This is a genomic window from Mycobacterium sp. NTMscope_MAC_12, assembly GCF_976985675.1.
The window spans coordinates 61,160-78,366 of sequence record NZ_CDRJYY010000001.1; the positions used below are offsets into that span (position 1 = coordinate 61,160).

The 17,207-nt window shown below is 66.4% G+C and carries 17 protein-coding genes and 1 pseudogene; 8 read left to right on the forward strand and 10 right to left on the reverse strand.

Going from position 1 to position 17,207, the window contains the following annotated elements; translation table 11 throughout:
- The first annotated feature begins 139 nt into the window (after nucleotides 1–139).
- The 4 genes from AC0KS4_RS00255 to AC0KS4_RS00270 all read left to right on the forward strand — a co-directional run bounded on the left by AC0KS4_RS00255 (nucleotide 140) and on the right by AC0KS4_RS00270 (nucleotide 2,292).
- Nucleotides 140–652 carry a hypothetical protein gene (locus AC0KS4_RS00255; RefSeq protein WP_007172179.1) on the forward strand — a complete coding sequence of 171 codons (513 nt, stop codon included), beginning with the start codon at nucleotides 140–142 and terminating at the stop codon, nucleotides 650–652.
- A 9-nt stretch (nucleotides 653–661) separates the two neighbouring features.
- On the forward strand, nucleotides 662–1,174 hold the full coding sequence (locus AC0KS4_RS00260; protein ID WP_225325864.1) for a hypothetical protein: 513 nt from the start codon (nucleotides 662–664) through the stop codon (nucleotides 1,172–1,174).
- A gap of 124 nt (nucleotides 1,175–1,298) precedes the next feature.
- Nucleotides 1,299–1,427: a hypothetical protein gene (locus AC0KS4_RS00265; RefSeq protein ID WP_256380170.1), complete on the forward strand. Its 129-nt coding sequence runs from the start codon at nucleotides 1,299–1,301 to the stop codon at nucleotides 1,425–1,427.
- A 244-nt stretch (nucleotides 1,428–1,671) separates the two neighbouring features.
- Nucleotides 1,672–2,292, forward strand: a complete 621-nt coding sequence (locus AC0KS4_RS00270; RefSeq protein ID WP_225325865.1) for a hypothetical protein — start codon at nucleotides 1,672–1,674, stop codon at nucleotides 2,290–2,292.
- An 81-nt stretch (nucleotides 2,293–2,373) separates the two neighbouring features.
- Here the strand turns inward: AC0KS4_RS00270 and AC0KS4_RS00275 are convergent, their stop codons facing one another.
- The 10 genes from AC0KS4_RS00275 to AC0KS4_RS00320 form a co-directional block, all read right to left on the reverse strand.
- A complete protein-coding gene (locus AC0KS4_RS00275) occupies nucleotides 2,374–2,967 on the reverse strand; it encodes a hypothetical protein (RefSeq protein ID WP_007172182.1) in 594 nt (197 codons plus the stop codon).
- Nucleotides 2,964–3,548, reverse strand: coding sequence for a hypothetical protein (locus AC0KS4_RS00280; protein ID WP_007172183.1), 585 nt, complete (start codon nucleotides 3,546–3,548; stop codon nucleotides 2,964–2,966). The genes AC0KS4_RS00275 and AC0KS4_RS00280 overlap by 4 nt, the downstream gene beginning before the upstream one ends.
- A gap of 224 nt (nucleotides 3,549–3,772) precedes the next feature.
- Nucleotides 3,773–4,243, reverse strand: a complete 471-nt coding sequence (locus tag AC0KS4_RS00285; RefSeq protein WP_007172184.1) for a hypothetical protein — start codon at nucleotides 4,241–4,243, stop codon at nucleotides 3,773–3,775.
- Entirely contained in the window at nucleotides 4,240–6,441 is a 2,202-nt protein-coding gene (locus tag AC0KS4_RS00290) for a site-specific integrase (RefSeq protein ID WP_007172185.1), read from the reverse strand. Before AC0KS4_RS00290 ends, AC0KS4_RS00285 begins: the two co-directional genes overlap by 4 nt.
- Nucleotides 6,438–8,162: a hypothetical protein gene (locus tag AC0KS4_RS00295; RefSeq protein ID WP_007172186.1), complete on the reverse strand. Its 1,725-nt coding sequence runs from the start codon at nucleotides 8,160–8,162 to the stop codon at nucleotides 6,438–6,440. The genes AC0KS4_RS00290 and AC0KS4_RS00295 overlap by 4 nt, the downstream gene beginning before the upstream one ends.
- Complete coding sequence (locus AC0KS4_RS00300; RefSeq protein WP_162839945.1) at nucleotides 8,162–9,631, reverse strand: tyrosine-type recombinase/integrase; 1,470 nt, start codon at nucleotides 9,629–9,631, stop codon at nucleotides 8,162–8,164. The genes AC0KS4_RS00295 and AC0KS4_RS00300 overlap by 1 nt, the downstream gene beginning before the upstream one ends.
- An 89-nt stretch (nucleotides 9,632–9,720) precedes the next feature.
- A complete protein-coding gene (locus tag AC0KS4_RS00305; RefSeq protein WP_225325866.1) occupies nucleotides 9,721–10,335 on the reverse strand; it encodes a hypothetical protein in 615 nt (204 codons plus the stop codon).
- Between the two features lie 11 nt (nucleotides 10,336–10,346).
- Complete coding sequence (locus tag AC0KS4_RS00310) at nucleotides 10,347–11,570, reverse strand: hypothetical protein (RefSeq protein WP_007172189.1); 1,224 nt, start codon at nucleotides 11,568–11,570, stop codon at nucleotides 10,347–10,349.
- Nucleotides 11,567–12,499, reverse strand: a complete 933-nt coding sequence (locus AC0KS4_RS00315) for a tyrosine-type recombinase/integrase (RefSeq protein WP_007172190.1) — start codon at nucleotides 12,497–12,499, stop codon at nucleotides 11,567–11,569. The genes AC0KS4_RS00310 and AC0KS4_RS00315 overlap by 4 nt, the downstream gene beginning before the upstream one ends.
- Nucleotides 12,468–12,731: a hypothetical protein gene (locus AC0KS4_RS00320; RefSeq protein ID WP_225325868.1), complete on the reverse strand. Its 264-nt coding sequence runs from the start codon at nucleotides 12,729–12,731 to the stop codon at nucleotides 12,468–12,470. The genes AC0KS4_RS00315 and AC0KS4_RS00320 overlap by 32 nt, the downstream gene beginning before the upstream one ends.
- 150 nt (nucleotides 12,732–12,881) lie before the next feature.
- Between AC0KS4_RS00320 and AC0KS4_RS00325 the strand changes: the two are divergent.
- The 4 genes and pseudogenes from AC0KS4_RS00325 to AC0KS4_RS00340 all read left to right on the forward strand — a co-directional run.
- A pseudogene (locus AC0KS4_RS00325) lies at nucleotides 12,882–13,449 on the forward strand (tyrosine-type recombinase/integrase); the annotation flags it as partial.
- Complete coding sequence (locus AC0KS4_RS00330; protein ID WP_007172192.1) at nucleotides 13,409–14,518, forward strand: tyrosine-type recombinase/integrase; 1,110 nt, start codon at nucleotides 13,409–13,411, stop codon at nucleotides 14,516–14,518. The pseudogene AC0KS4_RS00325 and the gene AC0KS4_RS00330, both read left to right, overlap by 41 nt.
- Nucleotides 14,515–16,770 carry a tyrosine-type recombinase/integrase gene (locus AC0KS4_RS00335; protein WP_007172193.1) on the forward strand — a complete coding sequence of 752 codons (2,256 nt, stop codon included), beginning with the start codon at nucleotides 14,515–14,517 and terminating at the stop codon, nucleotides 16,768–16,770. Before AC0KS4_RS00330 ends, AC0KS4_RS00335 begins: the two co-directional genes overlap by 4 nt.
- Nucleotides 16,760–17,200: a DUF6262 family protein gene (locus AC0KS4_RS00340; RefSeq protein ID WP_007172194.1), complete on the forward strand. Its 441-nt coding sequence runs from the start codon at nucleotides 16,760–16,762 to the stop codon at nucleotides 17,198–17,200. The genes AC0KS4_RS00335 and AC0KS4_RS00340 overlap by 11 nt, the downstream gene beginning before the upstream one ends.
- The last annotated feature ends 7 nt before the right edge of the window (nucleotides 17,201–17,207 follow it).

Sequence of the window (17,207 nt, forward strand, 5' to 3'; positions counted from 1 at the left end):
GTGTGTGGTGCATGAGGGTGGGATCGGCTTATGTTGTGGGACTGGGGGATCGGGAAACATTGGTGGTGGACAAATGTGGACGCACTGATGTTGGTCAGTGTGGTAGAGCGGGACAGCCGGTTCGTCGTATGGTGCGGCGATGGGAACGATCAACTCGAAATCAGCGGCGCGTAGGCGGGTTCGCGAGGCGCAGCTTAGAGCGAACGAGGCACGCGTGGAGTGCGAGCGGCAAAACGTCGATGACGCGGCGTCGTTACTCGTTGAGCTGGGTCGCCTGGCGGCCGTGGAGGAGTGGGAGGCAACTCGCATCCTCGAGATTCGGGCAGAGGCAGAGCGGCGTCGGCACACGCACCGCCAGGCCGGCGGCATCGCGGTGGCTCGAATGCAGGGTCGCGGCGAATCACTCGCGGCGATAGCGGAATTGGCTGGGGTCAAAGTCGGTAGCGTTCGGATGATGTTAAAGGCGGCGAGCGCGCACACTGGCGCGGCGGTGCAAGCACTAGGTGAGGGCAACGGCGCGGCGGCCCCTGGCGCGGCGCCGTTGGCACTAGGTGCGAACGGCGTTACTGCGCATGACGATGGCGCGGCGGCGCAAGCACTAGGTGCGAATGGCGCTGCGGCGCATGACGAAGGTGTCGGTGGCCGGGTTTAGCGTGGGCGCGTGCGTGTTCATCTGGGGATGCCGCTGTGGGTCGATCCTGTTGTGCACGCCGACGAATGCCGGCGCTTTGACTCCGACGTGGTGCAAGGACCCGGCGCTGACGACTGCGATTTTTTCACGGGGGCTATCGGTAAAGACGGATATGGCCGGTTCTTCATTTACCGTGGGGGTAAAGGGATTTGCGTGCGGCCGCACCGGTACGCGCTGGCGCGTCGACTCAGTGTGCTCCTTCAGCCAGACGAGTTGGGCCTGCACGAGTGCGATAGCCCGCTGTGCGTGAAAGTCTGTGCGGCCGAGGCGACATTCCAGCATGTGGTAATCGGCACTCAGAGTGAAAATATGCGACGAATGGCCCGGATGCGGCGCGGAGGAGGCCGCAGGTCGATTCCCAGTGATGGGTTATGGGCTCGGCGGGAGCGCTCGGTCGCGTTGCACACGGTGTTGCGGGAACGCGGCTGGGATCGGGCCGCAGTGGAGGCGGCGCGCCTCGGTGATATGCCGATGTTGTGGTGAGGGTGTAAGCACTGTTGGTGATTTAGCCGGCGAGTACTGCCGGTCGTGCTGCGCTGCTGTGGGAACGGGGTGGATGCGATCCAGCCGATAGACGGCGGTATGCATCGCCCAGTAGACGGCGACGATGTTGGCCCCGGGTATCACGCTGGCTAAGACGGGCCCGCACGTCGGCCGGATTGCTTCACCGTATGCGGCTGCGGCGCACTGCTCGGGGCTGGGAAGAACCCTGGCCGGGGCGCTGTGGGCGGTGTGAGGCGACGCTTGGCGCCAACAGGGTGCTTGTCGGACTAGTTCAGTGCACTTGCGGGTCGATGCACCGTACTCACTTCTGCCGCAGGACGAGCGGAATTGCATCTGCTGCAACATAATTGCTCGGTTGAGAGCGAGTATAGCGCCCAGTAAAGCGCGTCCCGCGGACATCGGATCACACCTCAGAAAGGGTGCTGTCTCGACACTTACGTCTGGCGCATCATTGTCGCATCTAGTACAACAGGATGGTGGGCGTCGAGTTGCCGGGGTCAGCAGCGCTGTCGCTGGTGTCGAAAGTGCTTCCGTTGGATCCAGAAGCCACGGTCTTCACCGCGATGCTGTCTGGCTGGGCTGATCAGCAGCGAGCCCGGGTGTGCAAGCCACCGACGGTGCAGGCGCGGGCGAGCGTGGTGCGCCGTTTCGCCGAGTTCACCGGGACGTATCCCTGGCAGTGGCAAGCAGATGACGCGGATGCGTTTTTCTCCCAACTGCTTTCCGGTGCGGAGCCAAAAGCTGACTCGACGGTACGGGGATACCAAAACGCATTGCGGTTGTTCGGCGACTTCGTTACTGACACGCGATATGGATGGGCGTCTTTGTGCGCTGAGCGGTTCGGGCAGGCCCCGGCACAGATCCTGCATGACTGGAACACCGTGCGTCACGTCAACGAGTTTGAGGGGCGGCCGGGACGGCGCCCGCTGAGCTATGACGAGGTTCAAGAGCTCTTCGATGCCGCCGATGGCTTGGTAGATCAGGCGCGACTTCGCCACCGCAAGGGAGCGTTGTCAGCGTTGCGGGACTCGACGCTGCTGAAGACCGTCTACGCGTATGGGCTGCTCTCCGGGGCTCAACCAGATGCAGCGGCGTGATTCTCTGAGTTTGTGCAGTTCAGAAGCTGATGTTGGGATGCTATCTGCTGCAACAGGTGTGGTGCAAGTCGACTCGCGGTTTCAGCGGGGCCGGCCTGGCGCGTTGAGTCGGGCCATGAGTTCGCGGTTGGTAGCGCGGGCGGCGGCGAGGTCTTCGTCGCGTTCGTCGAGTTGTTGTTGTTGGTCGAGGACCTGCTGTTCGAGATGGGTGATCCGTTGGTGGAGTGCATCGATGTCGGTTGGGGCGTCGAGCCCGGACTCGCGCCATGTTTGTTCGCCGAGTGCTTGGGAGAGCCGCTGCTCGAGTTGGCGGATGCGGGCGTTGAGCCGGGCGGCGCGTTCGTGGGCGGCGAGCAGGTCGGCCTGCAGTGAGGCTTGGGTGACCGTGGGGCCGGTGTGTTCGTCGGGGACTGGATCTGTTTGCAGCGCATGGATTTTCTCGAGTAGGTCGCGGTACCGATAGAGGAATGTGCGGTCGACTCCGGCCGCACGAGCGATCGCGGCCGCGCTGAGCCGGTCGCCGGCGGCTGCGGCTTGGTCGATCGCGGCCAGCACGCGCCGGCGTCGGCGCATCGAGTCGCCGCGACGGCCGTCGAGCATCGATCGGGTGCGTGTGCTCGACGAGACAGATTGTGCGCGTGTGTGATTCGACGTGGTGTCGGTGGTTGTGGTCATGCGGTGGCCTCCGAAGCGGGGGTTGCTGGTGCGGGTGGGGTGGCGGCGAGGGTGGGCATGCCGAGCGGGACCGTGTGGGCCGCACGATGACGACGCACGATGGCGACCGCGTCGTTGATCTGCGCTCGCTCCGTGTCGTCGAGTTCGGCGATGTCGCCTTTGATCCTGTTGATCAGTCGCCGGATTCGGGTGATCTCCTCCTCGGTGGGGGTGGCGTCGGCGCGGGCCCATTCGTCCACTCCGTCGATGGTGGCGGCCAGCCGTTCGCGGGTGCGCAGCAGGTCGTCCAGGTATGCCTGCAGGTCGGGCAGGAAGGCGATGTTGGTGCGGAAGTGATCGCAGCCGACGCAGCGGAATCGGATCGGGCAGGCACCGCCGCCGGCCTTGACGTTGGTTGGTTCGGTGCAGGTGCCGTCGGGGACGGCGACCTCGCCGATGGCGTGGCGGGCGCGCTCGGAGTCCAGCAGGGCGTGTGCGTCACGCCAGATCCGGTTGCCGTGCCGGTCGAAGCTGAGCGTGGTGACCGTGTCGACGGCGTCGCGGCGGCGGTCCTCGCCGATGCGGTAGTAGCGGCGGGTCACCGAATAGCTTCGGTGATCGAGCAGTTCGGCCAGGACGTCGATCGGGATGCCGGCGTCGGCGTGGCGTTGGGCGTAGGAATGGCTTGTCTCCGCAGTGGCTGTGTGCGGTCGGGTTCGTGTTGCGTTTGACGTGGCCGATTCTCGGCGTGGAGTTCGTGACGCTGATCGCCGTTCGTGTGGCGATAACGCGAAACCGATTGTGATGGACGTCACTGCCGGGTCGGTCAGCATGGTCCCATTACCCTCTGCTGGTATTTCGGGCGATTCGACGCGAGGCGGGTGATGCCTGCCGCCGGGTCGTTGGCCGTGCGGAGCCGAAGGATCTCGTCGTGCTGGGCAGCGATCCGGGCCAGGGCCTGGCTTCGGAAGTTGGTGAGCTCCTGGATTGTCGAGTTGACGTGGGCGAGGTTGTTTTTCAGCTTCTCGACCTCCGTCTTGAGGCGTTCGATCTGTGCGGTTTTCGGGTCCGGGGTTTCTCCGGCCTGCTGAAGCTGCTGGAGGCGGTGCTCGAATTCGGCGCGTAGGTGTGCGTAGGGCCGGGTGCCGTAGAAGGCGGTGCGGTCGACCCCGGCTGATAGTGCGAGGGTCTTGATATCGCAGTTGCCGCCGGGTGAGATCTCGCCGCGCAGAAGCCGGTCCATGGCGGCGCGGATGCGGTTCTCGTTGTGGATGCGTTGGGCGGCAGTGATTCTCATGCCTGTTCCTCGGGTGCGCTGGTTCCTGTGGCAGTGTCGATGCTGGTGATGACCTGGACGGCGCGGTCGTAGTCGGCCTGCAGACGAGCGCGTTCGGCGGTTCGGGTTTTGCCGAGTTGGCCGAGGAAGGTTTTGGTGCGTTCGGCGTGCTCGGCCCAGACGGGCCGGTGGTGCTGGTGGTGGGTGGCCTGCGGGCAGCGTGCGGAGTCACACATGCCGATCATCGGCCGGTCCGCGGTCAGGGTGCCTGCAAGTTTCAGGCAGAGCGCGCGGGAGGGGTCGGTGAACCAGCAGTAGTTCGCTGGGCCGAGGTGCAGCGCCGTGGCGCGTTTGGACAGCAGGTTGAGGATGTCGCGGTCGTTGCGCTGGATCTTCGGCGCCGCAGTGGCTTTGGTGTTCGGGTCGGTGTCGATGGTGGCGAAGAATTCGGTCAGGCTGCGGGCGCCGGGTCCGGCGGGCAGGATGCCTTGCTGGTAGTTGCGGAACTCGGCCAGCACGAGCTTGAGTATGTGGTCGGCCTCGAGCTTGTTGACCTCGGCCAGCAACTCTGCTTGAGCGCCGCCCGGTCGAGCCGCGTAGCCTTCCGTTGTCGCCGCGGCGATATGTTTGAGGTGCAGTTTTGCGGCGAGGACACCGCCAGGCCGGTAAGCCATCTCCAGGGCAACCGTTCTTCTGAGCATACGCAGTGCTACTGGTTCGTCGGGGATCGGGACGAGTCCGAGACGGGCTCCGGCCGGGGAATTCACCCAGGCGCGGAACCAGAGGTAGCGGACTCGGAAGCTGAACCGGGACAGCAGGAGAACACCGTCACGCGGGTCGTCGTGGAGCTGCTCGATGAGTTCGATCGCGCGGTGGACCGGTTCGATGACGACCCATTCGTCGTCGGTGCCGCCGAGGCCCTGACCTTTGATGATTTTGCTGGCGATGCGATAGCACTTCAGGCCGGAGATCGGTTCCTCGACCCGGCGGCAGCCGACCCGCAGTTCCATCAGCTCACTGGCCCGCATTCCGGACGCGCCAGCCAGGACAACGATCGCTGCGGTGCGGGCGATGCCGACCATGGCGACCGCTTCGGACCGGTGCACTGGCAGTGTCCAAGGCAGCAAGGTCGCACCATCGGCGGCCGGGACTTCGGCGGCGTTGCGGCCGAAGATCTTCTCGACTCCGACGGTGTTGAGGGTGTCGATCAGCGGTTTGCGCAGTGTGGGCATCCATTTCGCCCAGAACTGGACGTATCCGGCCTGCCGCGCCAGGGTCCCGGTGGAGACCGGCAGCAGCGGGTCGTTCGCGTCCCAGCCAGCCTTGAGTCTGCGGTTGACGTCGTGTTCTTCGAGCATCGGCAGCGGTGTGTCGGTCGCCCTGTGGTCGGCCAGCAGCATCGTGATGTCGCTGACCATCGCCGGGGAGCCGTGACGAAGCCCGGGGGCTCCGGTAGCCCAGACACGGTCGATCTTGCGGATCTGCTCGTTCAGCTCGACAACGTGCGGGCCGAGGATCTGCACCAGGTGCAGGGCCGCGGCCAGCATCGGCTGCAGCACTTCGGCAGGAACGGCAGGTGTCTTGTTTCCGTCGCGACCAGAAGGCATTTCGGCGACCGCGGATGCTGTTGCGCCGCCCCAGGGGCGCAGATCGGCCGGAACCCGGTCGGCGGTGAACAGGTCACGGTAGTCGACCAGATCGACGATCATCTGCGCGGCTGCGCGCCGGACGCCTGGGCTCTGCTCGCCAACGATGACGCCGTCGGGGTCGATCACGTAGCGTCGGAACGCCAGGTATTCCTCGCAGAGGTGGGTGTCGAGCTCGGTGAGGGCAGTGATGCCCCGCTGATCGAGCCAGCCGAAGAACTTGCCGGCCTCGTAGAGGCGGCTGTAGCAGCTGGTCAGATGCAGTGGGGTGCGGTAGGCGCGTGGCAGACGGACCACGGCATTGTGATTCGGGGCCAGCAGCGCCAGGATCAGCTCCTTGGCGACCAGCCGCCAGCGGGTGTCGGTGATGGTGGTGAAGTCGAATCGGCGTCGGTAAAGGGCCATTTGGACCGGGAGCCCGACCACGTCGGTGAAATCCCACAGGTCGTCGTCGAATACCGGTCGTGGCGTGCCGCCCGGCAGCGTGAGCCCGGCGTCGCGGCAGATGTCCGCGCCGGTGAACGGCGACCGTGGTTGAACGCCGGGTGCTGCGGTCGCGATTGTGCTCGTCATGCGGTGCGTTCCTCTGGGCGCAAGGGGATTTCGTCGTCGCTGTCGGTGACGCGTGCGGCTGCGACAGCGAGTTCGGCGGGGTCGAAGCGGTCGAGGATCTGGTCGATCCGGGCGGCGTAGGGGCCGAAGACGGTCATGAAGTGGGCGGCGGGCATCTGCTGCCACTGGCGCGAGAAGAATGCCTTGAGCCGCAGCAGGTTCACTGCGTGCCGCGGAGCGAACACCGCCAGCGGGCAGAGCAGGCAGACCCAGGGACGTGCCGGGCATGGTTTGCCTGCCGGCCCGTGTAACCCGGCCAGCTGATCGGCGCAGGCTGCGGTGAACACATCCCGCGCGCCACCGACCAGCTCGGCGAGCACGCCTTCGTCGAGCTTCATCACCGCCAGCAGCTGCGGGTAACCCTCGGCGAGCGCCGCCGCGTCTTCCTCGGTGATCACGGCCGGAGGGTGCGCGCGGCGGAGGATGTCGTGCTGGGCGTCGGCGATGATCGTCTCGACGGCGTGGCGTTGACCGGGAGTCGTCGCCGACAGGTAGTGGTCACCCTCGACCGCGGGCGTGTGGTTCGGGTCGATCGTGGCGCGCGCATTCCCGGTCCAGGACTTCTTGTCCCGCATCGCGTGATGGGTGGTGCGGATGCGGGACCGGTGCAGTTTCATCGGCTGACCGTCGTCGCCGACGATGCCATGGCGGCGCATCCACCGGCCAATCGCGGACCGGTTCACGTCATCGAGGCGGCGGGAGTAGCCGGGCTGGCTCATCCCCAACCACAGCGTGGTGCGCTCGTCCGGCGGCACGAAGCTGCGCAACAGCGCCGAGTGCGCCAGCCACTGCTCGAGCAACCGCACCGCCGGCCGCGGCAACGTCGCGCTCTCGGCGGCGGTGCGCCGTTTGATATAGGACAGCAGAACAGTCGAATCCCCGGCCCAGTCGATGTCCCCGATGTCCAAGTCGGCGATGCCGTCGGGGACGATGCCGGAATAGATCCCGAACAGCAGCCGGTAGGCGATCACGACCTCGAGATGCGGGAACATCGCCAGCGCAGCCTCGTGGAAGACAGCGATGACTCCTCGATGACGGAAAACGTTGATGGACATGCCAATTTCCTCAGCAGCTTCGCTGCTGCCAAGCGGGCCGAGTGTCGACAACAGCCAGCAGAAGTTCTGATGAGTCCACGCACCCGTGCCCGGATGCCGCCCTCCGGCGGCGGACGCCAGCGCGCGCCGATGTGCCGCGTAGGAGTCGTCGACCTGCTGTCGGCAGGCCATGGTCAGCCGCTGCCATGCGCCCTCGGAATAGGGCGGCAACGGGCGCCGATTGCGCTGAATGTTGAAGTGCCGCCCTGCGGCCAGCTCCAGCACCCCCTCGCCGAGACGGCCGCCGGATCGCGCATAACCTTCCACCAAGTACCGAGTCAGCGCCTCCAGCCAGTTCGGGCCCGCCATCCAGAACTGCGCCAGCTGTCCGCGCCGCAGATCGCCGACACCGCCGGTGAAACCCTGATCAGAAAGTGTTCGCACCATCCTGTGCAACCCACGCACGTACTGGTCGACGGTGCCAGCAGTATCGACGCTGCCGTGAGGATGGATCAGCTCCACCAACCCGGTGGCCAGATCACGCACCAACCCGGGGTTCGGCAACCCCGTGAGATCGAATGCAGCTCTGCTGCCGTCGCTGAACACGCAGGCCAAACGCAGCGGATCATCGAGCACCGTCGTCGGCATCACAGCTCCTCTTCGGTGTCGTCGTCGAACTCGGCGTCGGCTTCCCGCTGTGCGGCGGTATCCTCGGTGAGTCCCGCTGCGGCTCCGGCGGTTTCGTAGGCTTGCCGGTAAATCCGCGTCGTATCAAGACGTTTCAGGTATTTCTCGGTCGTCAGAACCGTGGAATGCCCGAGCAAATCGCGCAGCACCAGCAGCGGGTCGGCCTTGGTCAGGTAGAACACCAGCGCTGCGTCGGCGTCGGTGTCGCATACCAGCTTCGCTGCCTGTCGGTAATAGCCGGTCACCAGATATTCCAGCGTCTGCATCGAGAACGAGTGGCGGAGTCGGTGCGGGTGGACGTGCGGGAACCGTGGTTCGAACCGTGCGCGGATCCGGTCGGAGGTGCGTTCGAACACCGTCGCCCACGCCGTGAACGGGCCACCATCACCCTTCACCGCTAGCAGGCACGACCCGCCCTCGGGTGCCACCAGCCGCCGTCGCTCGGCCGGGGTGAGCGACTCCCAGGACCGGCGGACGCCGTTGATCCGGCCGCCACGGGCGTCCGGTTCGGTGACCTGCAGCGGTTCGCCCCGGCGTCGTGGTGGCCGCCAGGCCGATCCGTCGGTGACGGCAGCGCGGTCGAGCTGCAGGTAGTCGTGCAGCCCGGCCAAGGCGTCGTAGGAGATCCAGGTGGTTCTGAACTTGCGGCCCTTGGTGATTCCCGCAGGCACCGGAAACGGGATCGGGATCACCGTCGGCGCCGGCGGCAGAGCCGGGATTTCCCACGGCAGCAGATGTGTGAACTCGCCCAGCCGCAACCCGGTCGCCAGCGCGAGGTCCCCGATCGCGGCGTTGCGGGTCATCTCCCGGCCCGCGAACCCGGTGTCGCGGGTGCCATCCGGCGCCAAACCGCGCAACCCCTTCCGGAACAGGTCGGTGAAGTCCGGCTCCAAATACTTGATGGTCACATGCGGTTTCGGGGTGCGGCGCACCGCCAAGTTCACCCGGACATCGCGGCCGGTGCCGGCGAAGACCGCTCGCGCGGATCGGTAGGTGAACGGCTCCGCCTCGGCGTATCCCTCGTCCATCGCCCACCGGTAGAACAGCGACAGGATGCTCATGTGCTGCGCCCACGTGGTCGCCGCGAATCTCGCCCGGATTGCTCCGGCGGCGCGGTGCTCGGCGTATCGGCTCAGCCCTGCCTTGAGCCGGTCTCGCGAATCGAACAGGCCCACACCGTGTTCGGCGAGGAATTCCGTCCATTCCTTGACCGCCCGCGCGTAGTTCTCCCACGAACTCGGCGCCGGAGCCCCGCTGGCCGGAAGCAGCCGCAACCACCGATTGATCACCGTCGTCGGCCGCGGCACGGCCGGGCCGTCCTCGAACAGCAAGTCGTCATCGATCAGCACCGGCATCCCCTCTGGGATCACCGGCCGGTGCTCGACACCCCAGGACTGCCAGCCCTGCGACGAGAAAAAGCTCAAGATCACGACTGGAGACCATACAAACACCACACGGCCTCACCAAAGCAGAAACGCCGAGCACGCCCGGGCCTTTCAGGCCAATCGCAACACGGGAACTAAGCGGGGACAATGTGCCGGTAGGCGTAGGGCACGATCTTGGTCATGTCAAACTCGACTCCATCGCGGGTGCGCAGTGTCGGCAGGTCGGCCACCCAGTCGCGGTGGCGCGCCTGCAGGGTGGTTCTGCTGATTGCCTTGTGCCCGTCGGGATTTCGATAGGGCGTGGGCAGCAGCTTCAGCTTCGCGGCCAGGGTGTGGGGGAAGCGTTGACGGATTCGTTGTTGTTGGCCGGTGATCACCGCGGCGGTGGCCGTGCTGATCGGCAGCCGTCGGCCGAGCCGGTTGGCTTTGATGTTGTCGTAGACCAGTACGTCGCCGCCGTCTTTGTCGCGGGCCAGGCAATCCAGCGGCAGATTGAGGATGTCCTCGGGGCGGCGGCCGGTGTCGATGCCGATCTGGGTGGCGACCCTGACCTCGACGGGTTCGAGGGAGTCGAGGTTGGCGCACAGGACGGCCATGATCTCCGGTGGCAGGCATCGGCCGGGCTCGCCGCGTTCGGGGTCGGCGGGGATGTCGGCGCGTTCGATGGCGCAGTCGCCGGGCAACCCGGCCGCCGGCCGTCCGGTTCTCGTCAGCCCCAGGGATCGGATCCCGGCCAACACCTGCCGCATGTCACGGCAGATCATGTTGCGGCGGTAGCGACCGATCTGGCCGGTGAACTCCAGATGGCCGAGCCGGTTGAGGAATCCCTCCAAGTCGGTCCGGCCCAGCGCGGTCGGGTCAAGCCCGTGATCGGGTCGGCGATGCAAGTGCTCGGACAGCAGCCCGATGCTGTTGATCTTGCCGCGAACGCGAGAGGCGCCGCTGCCGCGGTGCTGGGGCAGTTGCTCGGCAGCCCACCGCTTCGCGGCCCCGGCCAGCCAGGGCTGGGTGATCTTGGTGAACGACAGCGTGCCGGGGTACCGAAGATCGCCAGATCCCAGCGGTCCTTATCCTGCTCGACACCCGGATCGGCCAACACGCGGCGGGCGTCGCGGGCGAACGAGGCCAGCACCGAGCGTGCACGCTTGCCGGGAGCCAGGCCCGGATCGCAGTCGTGGATCGAGCCGACCTGGTGGCGACGCAGCGTGTCGCAGACCGCTCGCAGCACAACGTCGGTGAGCCGCAAGCCATCCCTAACACGGGTCTGCAAGCCCGTCAGCACTTCCACAACTACCAGGGAAGGCAGCGCCCGCAGGTTGACCTGCCCCGGCTCGGCCACGCCCGATTCCCGGACCCGCCACCACTGTTCATCGAGTTCGGCATGCTCTTGCTGGTCCACGCTCCATCGCTGATAGTGGGTCGTGCAGTAGCCGATCGCGCCGTCGGCCGTGCGGGTGCACGCCGGCACCAGGCATGCCGGCAGCGGCGGCCTTGGCCGCACTCGCGGATCGCTCACGAACTGTTCCAGCGAGATCGGGATGCGCCTGCCCCGGAACTGTTGGGCGTGCGGTTCACACATCACCGCGTCCCGCACCGTCGGCGTGCACCGGCACTGCGGGACGGCGCAGCGTTCCGCGGGAACCGGTGCGGCGGGCAGGCTTTCGGCAGCGGCGATGTCCTCGACGCTCATGCCCATGCCGGTCAGCCTGGTGAAACATCGGTGGCAGATCTCGGGGGCGTCGTTGTGGACGGTTCCGACGCATCGTTCCACCCGGCACACCTTCCGGCCGAGCAGCCGATGCTGCGCGGGCAAGTACAGCACCCGGGTCACCGGATCCCATCCGGCCTCGTCAAGCAGTCCTTGGTCCAGCGCCCTGGCCAGGTGCGTGGCCGCGCCACTCAGGGCGGCCCCGTCCAACACATGCGCGAACTTGCAGGATTCCTCATCGCCCGGGATCGTCCTGGCCGACGTCACGGCGGTCACCGGCTCGCTCCGGTCTGTTCGCGGGGGCTGGGCACCGCGTCCACCGCGGCCCGCAGTCGAGATGCGTCCGGATGCAGGTAGATCTGGGACGAGGAGACAGCCGCGTGTCCGAGCAAATCAGCGACCACGTCGATACCGGCCCCGGCGTCGACGACGTTGCTGCCGTAGGCGTGTCGCAGCTGGTGCGGGCGGACCGGGGTGTCCAATCCGGCCCGGCGGGAGACCGCTGCCATCAGCTCGCCGATCGCGTCGGGCCGCATCGGCGCGCCGACGCGGCCGCGGAACAGGTTGACGAACACGAAATCACTACCCGCCGCGGCCGGAACTCGCATGCGCTCGAACTCGTAGACGTCGAATGCTTGCACGACAAGGAAATCCAGCGGCACCACCCGCTGTCGGCGCGATTTGGCCCACGCCCCGTTCGGGTTGTCGTCTCGGCGCACCACATGCAGATGCGCCCGAGCGACCTCGCATCCCAACCGGCGCGAATCCACCAGCAGGTGCACATCACTGCGCCGCAGCCCGCACACCTCGCCCCGACGCAGCCCGCCCCTGGCCATCAGCAGCACGATCAGCTTGTCCCGCGTGGACCGGCAGGCCCGCAGCAGCGCGACGATCTGCTCATCGCTGGCCCGATCGATCGTCGTTTCCGGTTCCCGCAACCGGTGCCGGGCCCGCATCCGCCATGCCAGGTGGCCATCGTCGTTGCGGGCTTCCGCCGGCAGGTCTCGGTCATCGGCCACCTCGTACAGCATCGACACCAAACCCGCCGAGCCGTTGCCGGTCGCGACCGCGTGCACCACCATCCCCCGCACCGCGGTGAGCACCCCGTTGATCCGCGATGGGCCCCGCGCCGGGGCGGCCCCCGGACCGGCCAACACCACTCCCGAAGCGACGTCATCGACGCCCGCTGGCCAGCGGTCCGGCATGGGCCAGCCACGTCATGAACAACGCGAACTGCTCGACACCGGCCTGCCAGGACCGGCCCGTCCTGGCGCACCAGCGCAGGAACAACGCGATCGCGTGTGCATACGCCTTCGTCGTGGATTCCGCGCCGTCGCGGCCGAACCGCTGATGCCGCAGATACTCATCGGCGATGCCGACTACCTGCAGATCCTCATCCAGCACCGTCCAATACCGTTGCCCGGACGGCAAACTCACCGGAAACGCTCGCATGGGCCCTCGCTTTCAAGTCGACAGTCAGAAACGACTACCAGCCACGAGCACCACACCCACGGAGAAACGCCGCACCGCCCACCAGATCACCCACTACGAGCGACGTCATGCAACAGGTCGCAGACCCCCGGAGAAGGCTTGCGGCGCCAAGAGGCGGTGGGGCTAGACCTGGTGGATCTGAGATCGAATCCAAAGCTACCGTCCTACGGGCGTTTTGGCGGCGTATTCGTCCGATTCGGAAAAGCGTCCCGCGGTAGTTCGCCGAAGCGACGCGTCGTGCTGACGGTGCCGGAAATGGACTGGATTGTCCAGGTTTTCGAGTCCTACCTGGAGGAGGTTCGTCCATGCTTTCGAGCGGGCCGGCATCCGGCGTTATGGGTCACCGAACGTTGCGGCCGTCTCTCCAGACGCGCCGCGAACGAGGCCTTTGTGGCTGCGCGTGACGCCGCGGGGTTGCCGCAGGAGCTGGACCTGCATTCGCTGCGCCAGACCCTACGTCACACACCTGACCGAATTCGATTACCCGGAGCGCTTCGTGCAAGTTCTCTCGAGCCCGCACAGGGGTGTCCACGACGTGCAACACGCACGTGGCGTTGGCGGCGATCTTCGTGGCGGAGGTGGTTATCTGCAGCGGTCCATCACGCAGATTCCACGGAGGTTTGATGCTTGTGCAACGGGTACTGATGCCCACTTCGTCGCTTGAATCCTGGACGGTCCTCGGCGACGGAGGCGGCTCGGTGGAGCCAATCGAGCGCTACCTGGCCTATCTGACCGACATCGAGCGGTCCCCGAACACGGTCAAGGCCTATGCGCACGACCTGAAGGACTGGTTCGTCTTCCTCGACGCTCGCAGCCTGAACTGGCGCGAGGTCCGATTGGAGGATCTCGGGGAGTTCGTGTCCTGGCTGCGGCTGCCGCCGGCTGGCCGGGCTGGCGCAGTGGTGCTGTTGCCCTCGGCTGAGCATCACTGCTCTGCGGGAACCGTCAACCGGAAGCTGGCGGCGATCAGCGGCCTCTACACGTTTCACGCCCGGCACGGAGTCGACCTCGGCGACTTGGTCACTGAACTGCACCCAGGTCGGCGCCGGCGCTCGGGATGGAAGCCGTTCCTCTACCACCTGAGCAGCGGCCAGCCGGAGCGGCGGCGCACGATCAAGCTCCGGACCCCGCGTCAGCATCCGACCATTCTGACCGCCGGTCAGGTGCAGGCGATCCTAGATGCCTGCATCCACCTGCGGGATCGCTTGTTGTGGGCGTTGTTGTGGGACACAGGGATTCGGATTGGTGAAGCGCTAGGTCTGCGTCACGAGGACGTGGCCGCTGCCGAGGGTGAGTTGACGGTCGCGCCGCGATCCAACGACAACAGGGCGCGCGCCAAGTCGGCGACACCGCGCACCATCCCGATCAGCCCGCAGCTCATCCGCCTCTACGCCGACTACCTGCACGACGAATACGGCGATCTGGACTCCGACTACGTGTTCGTCAACCTCTGGGGCGAACCGTTCGGGCACCCGTGGGGCTATCCCGCGGTCTACGACCTGGTGTTGCGGCTGCGCCGGAGCACCGGCATCGACTTCGATCCCCACTGGTATCGGCACACCTACGCCACGCGTTTGCTCCGCCAGAACACCCCGATCGAGGTCGTCAGCACGCTGCTGGGACACTCCTCGATCGCGACCACGATGGACATTTACGGGCATCTGTCCGTCGAGGACGCCCGCCGGGCTCTGGAGGCGGCCGGCTTCCTGACCGGGCAGGAGGTGCAGTGGTGACCGCGGCAGTCCCGCCGCTACCGTCGGCTGCGGCTCCGGGCTTGCTGCGCAAGCTGGTGGCCGCGGTTCGACCGGAGTTCCGGGTGGACATCCTCGTTCCCGAGCGTGGTGCGCTGGTGTTCGACACCGCGCCGTGCCGGGTGCCGGGCTGCGTGCGCCAACCGCGCACCCGCGGGCTCTGCAAAGGCCACTACGTCGGTTGGCAGCAAGAAGGCCGCCCGGACATCGACGTGTTCGCCACGACTGCAGCACCGGAAGGGCTCGGGCGCAAAGAGCTCACGGTCTGCGCCGTCCAGGGCTGCCGGTACGGAGGTGCTCGCCGGGGTTTATGCCCACGCCACCAAGGGTTTTGGGAACGGTCCGGCATCGCCGACCGAGACGTATGGCTGGCTGCCGTTGCTCCGGTGGATGATCCCGATCATCCCGTCTGCGCGTTGTCCTATTGCACGCTATGGACGCAGGGACGGTCGCCGTTCTGCGTCAATCATCGGTCCCGATGGGCAGCGGTGGGATGTCCCGACATCGACGAGTTCATCGTGCTCTGCGAGTCCTATGGCGACGACCGGTTCGACTTCCGACCGTTCGGTGATCGCCGACAGCTCAAATTGGAGATGCAGTACGCGCTGCAGTGCCGGCACGATGAACGCCAGGTCAAGACTCCCGCTGCCGTCGCGCGTCCTGTCATCGCACTCACGGCCGCCAGTGGGGTGGCCTCGCTGCTGGACTGGCCGATGGCACGTTGGATCGAGTTCTTCGACGCCAACCACGCTGCGCAACACGGCCAGAACGGACAGCTGGCGTTTCTGCGTTACGCCTATCGCTGTCTGGAGGACCTGCACTGCGGCAGCGGGTGGGAGGCCGAGTTCCCGCGCGACGTGTGGGAGCTGCACCGGCTCGGCGTCGAGGGCCGCAAGCGGCTGCGCTTCGACGGCATTGCGCAACCGTGGCTGCGGGATCTGGCCAAGCGGTTCGCCCGCTGGCGGTTAAGCATCGGACGCAGCCCCAACCAGACCTACATCGACGTCCAGGCGGTGACGCGTTTGGCCGGCTTCTTGGCGTCCCCGCCGGTCGACATCACCAGCCTGGCCGGCATCAACCGCGCGGTATTGGAGCGCTACCTGGCCGACCTGTCCACCGACCCCCGGGCACTGCACTCCCGCAGCCGCGACATCAGCTCGCTCGGTGCGTTCCTCGACGCGATCCGCCGCCACGAGTGGGACCACGACCTGCCCGCGAGTGCCGCGTTCTATCCCGACGACTTCCCCAAACCCGCGAAACGCCTGCCCCGCGGGCTGGCCGAGCACATCATGGCCCAGGTCGAACAGCCCGCGAACCTCGACGGATGGAACAACCCCGAGAGTCGGCTGCTCACGATCATCCTGATGCGCTGCGGACTGCGCGTCGGTGACGCCACCAAGATCGCCTTCGACTGCGTCATCCGTGGCGGCGACGGAGCTCCCTATCTGCGCTACACCAACGGCAAGATGAAACGCGAAGCTCTCGTCCCGATCGACGAGGAAGTCGAGCAGGCCATCGCCGAGCAACAACAGCGGATCCTGCGCCGCTGGACCAACGGCAGCCCCTGGCTGTTCGCCGCTCCGAAGATGAACCCAGACGGCCGCCGGCCGCTGACTACGCCCTCCTACCGCGGCCAGCTACGGGACTGGCTGGCGCGCTGCGAGATCCGCGACGAGCACGGCCGTCCAGTGCATCTGACTCCGCACCAATGGCGGCACACCTTTGGAACACGGTTGATCAACCGGGACGTGCCGCAAGAAGTCGTACGGGTGTTACTCGATCACTCCAGCGGTGAGATGACAGCTCACTACGCCCGCCTTCACGACACCACCGTCCGCCGGCACTGGGAGTCCGCCCGCAAGGTCGATGCCAGGGGCCAAACCGTTGCGATCGACCCCGACGGCCCACTGGCCGAAGCGAACTGGGCCAAGCAACGGCTCGGGCGCGTGACCCAAGCATTGCCCAACGGCTTCTGCGGGCTGCCAGTTCAAAAGACCTGCCCGCATGCCAATGCTTGTCTGACATGTCCGATGTTCGTGACTACGCCCGAGTTCCTGCCGCAACACCACGAACACCGTCAGCAAGTCCTGCAGATCATCTCCGCTGCCGAGGCGCGCGGTCAGTTACGCCTCGTCGAGATGAACCAACAAGTCCTGGGAAACCTCGACACCATCATCACCACACTCGAAACCGACTCCGGTTCAGAGGAATTGGATTCTGCTGATGCGGGCTGACAACACCCGGCACCTCATCGTCGCCGCCCGACAACGCCACGAACTCACCCGAGCCAAGGCGATCCAGGCATTGAGGACCCTCGACGCCGAAGGGCGCCCGGTCACCTTCGAGGCCGTGGCTCAAGCAGCGGCGGTGTCTCGGTCCTGGCTCTACGCGCAATCCGACGTCCGAGCTGAGATCGAACGGCTTCGCGCTGCCCACCGTCGAGCACCCGCGACACCGGTCCCCGCGCGGCAACGAACCTCGGACGCCTCACTGCTACGCAGGCTCGAAGCCGCCAACCAGCGCAACCGGAAATTGGCCGAGGAGAACCGCACGCTCCGAGACCAACTCGCCCGAGCACTCGGCCAGCAGCGCACCGCATCCGAAACCACGTCAACCCGCACCCCCCGGAAACGTCTCAGCTCGATAACGATCGGTCCCTGCTGAAAGGCCT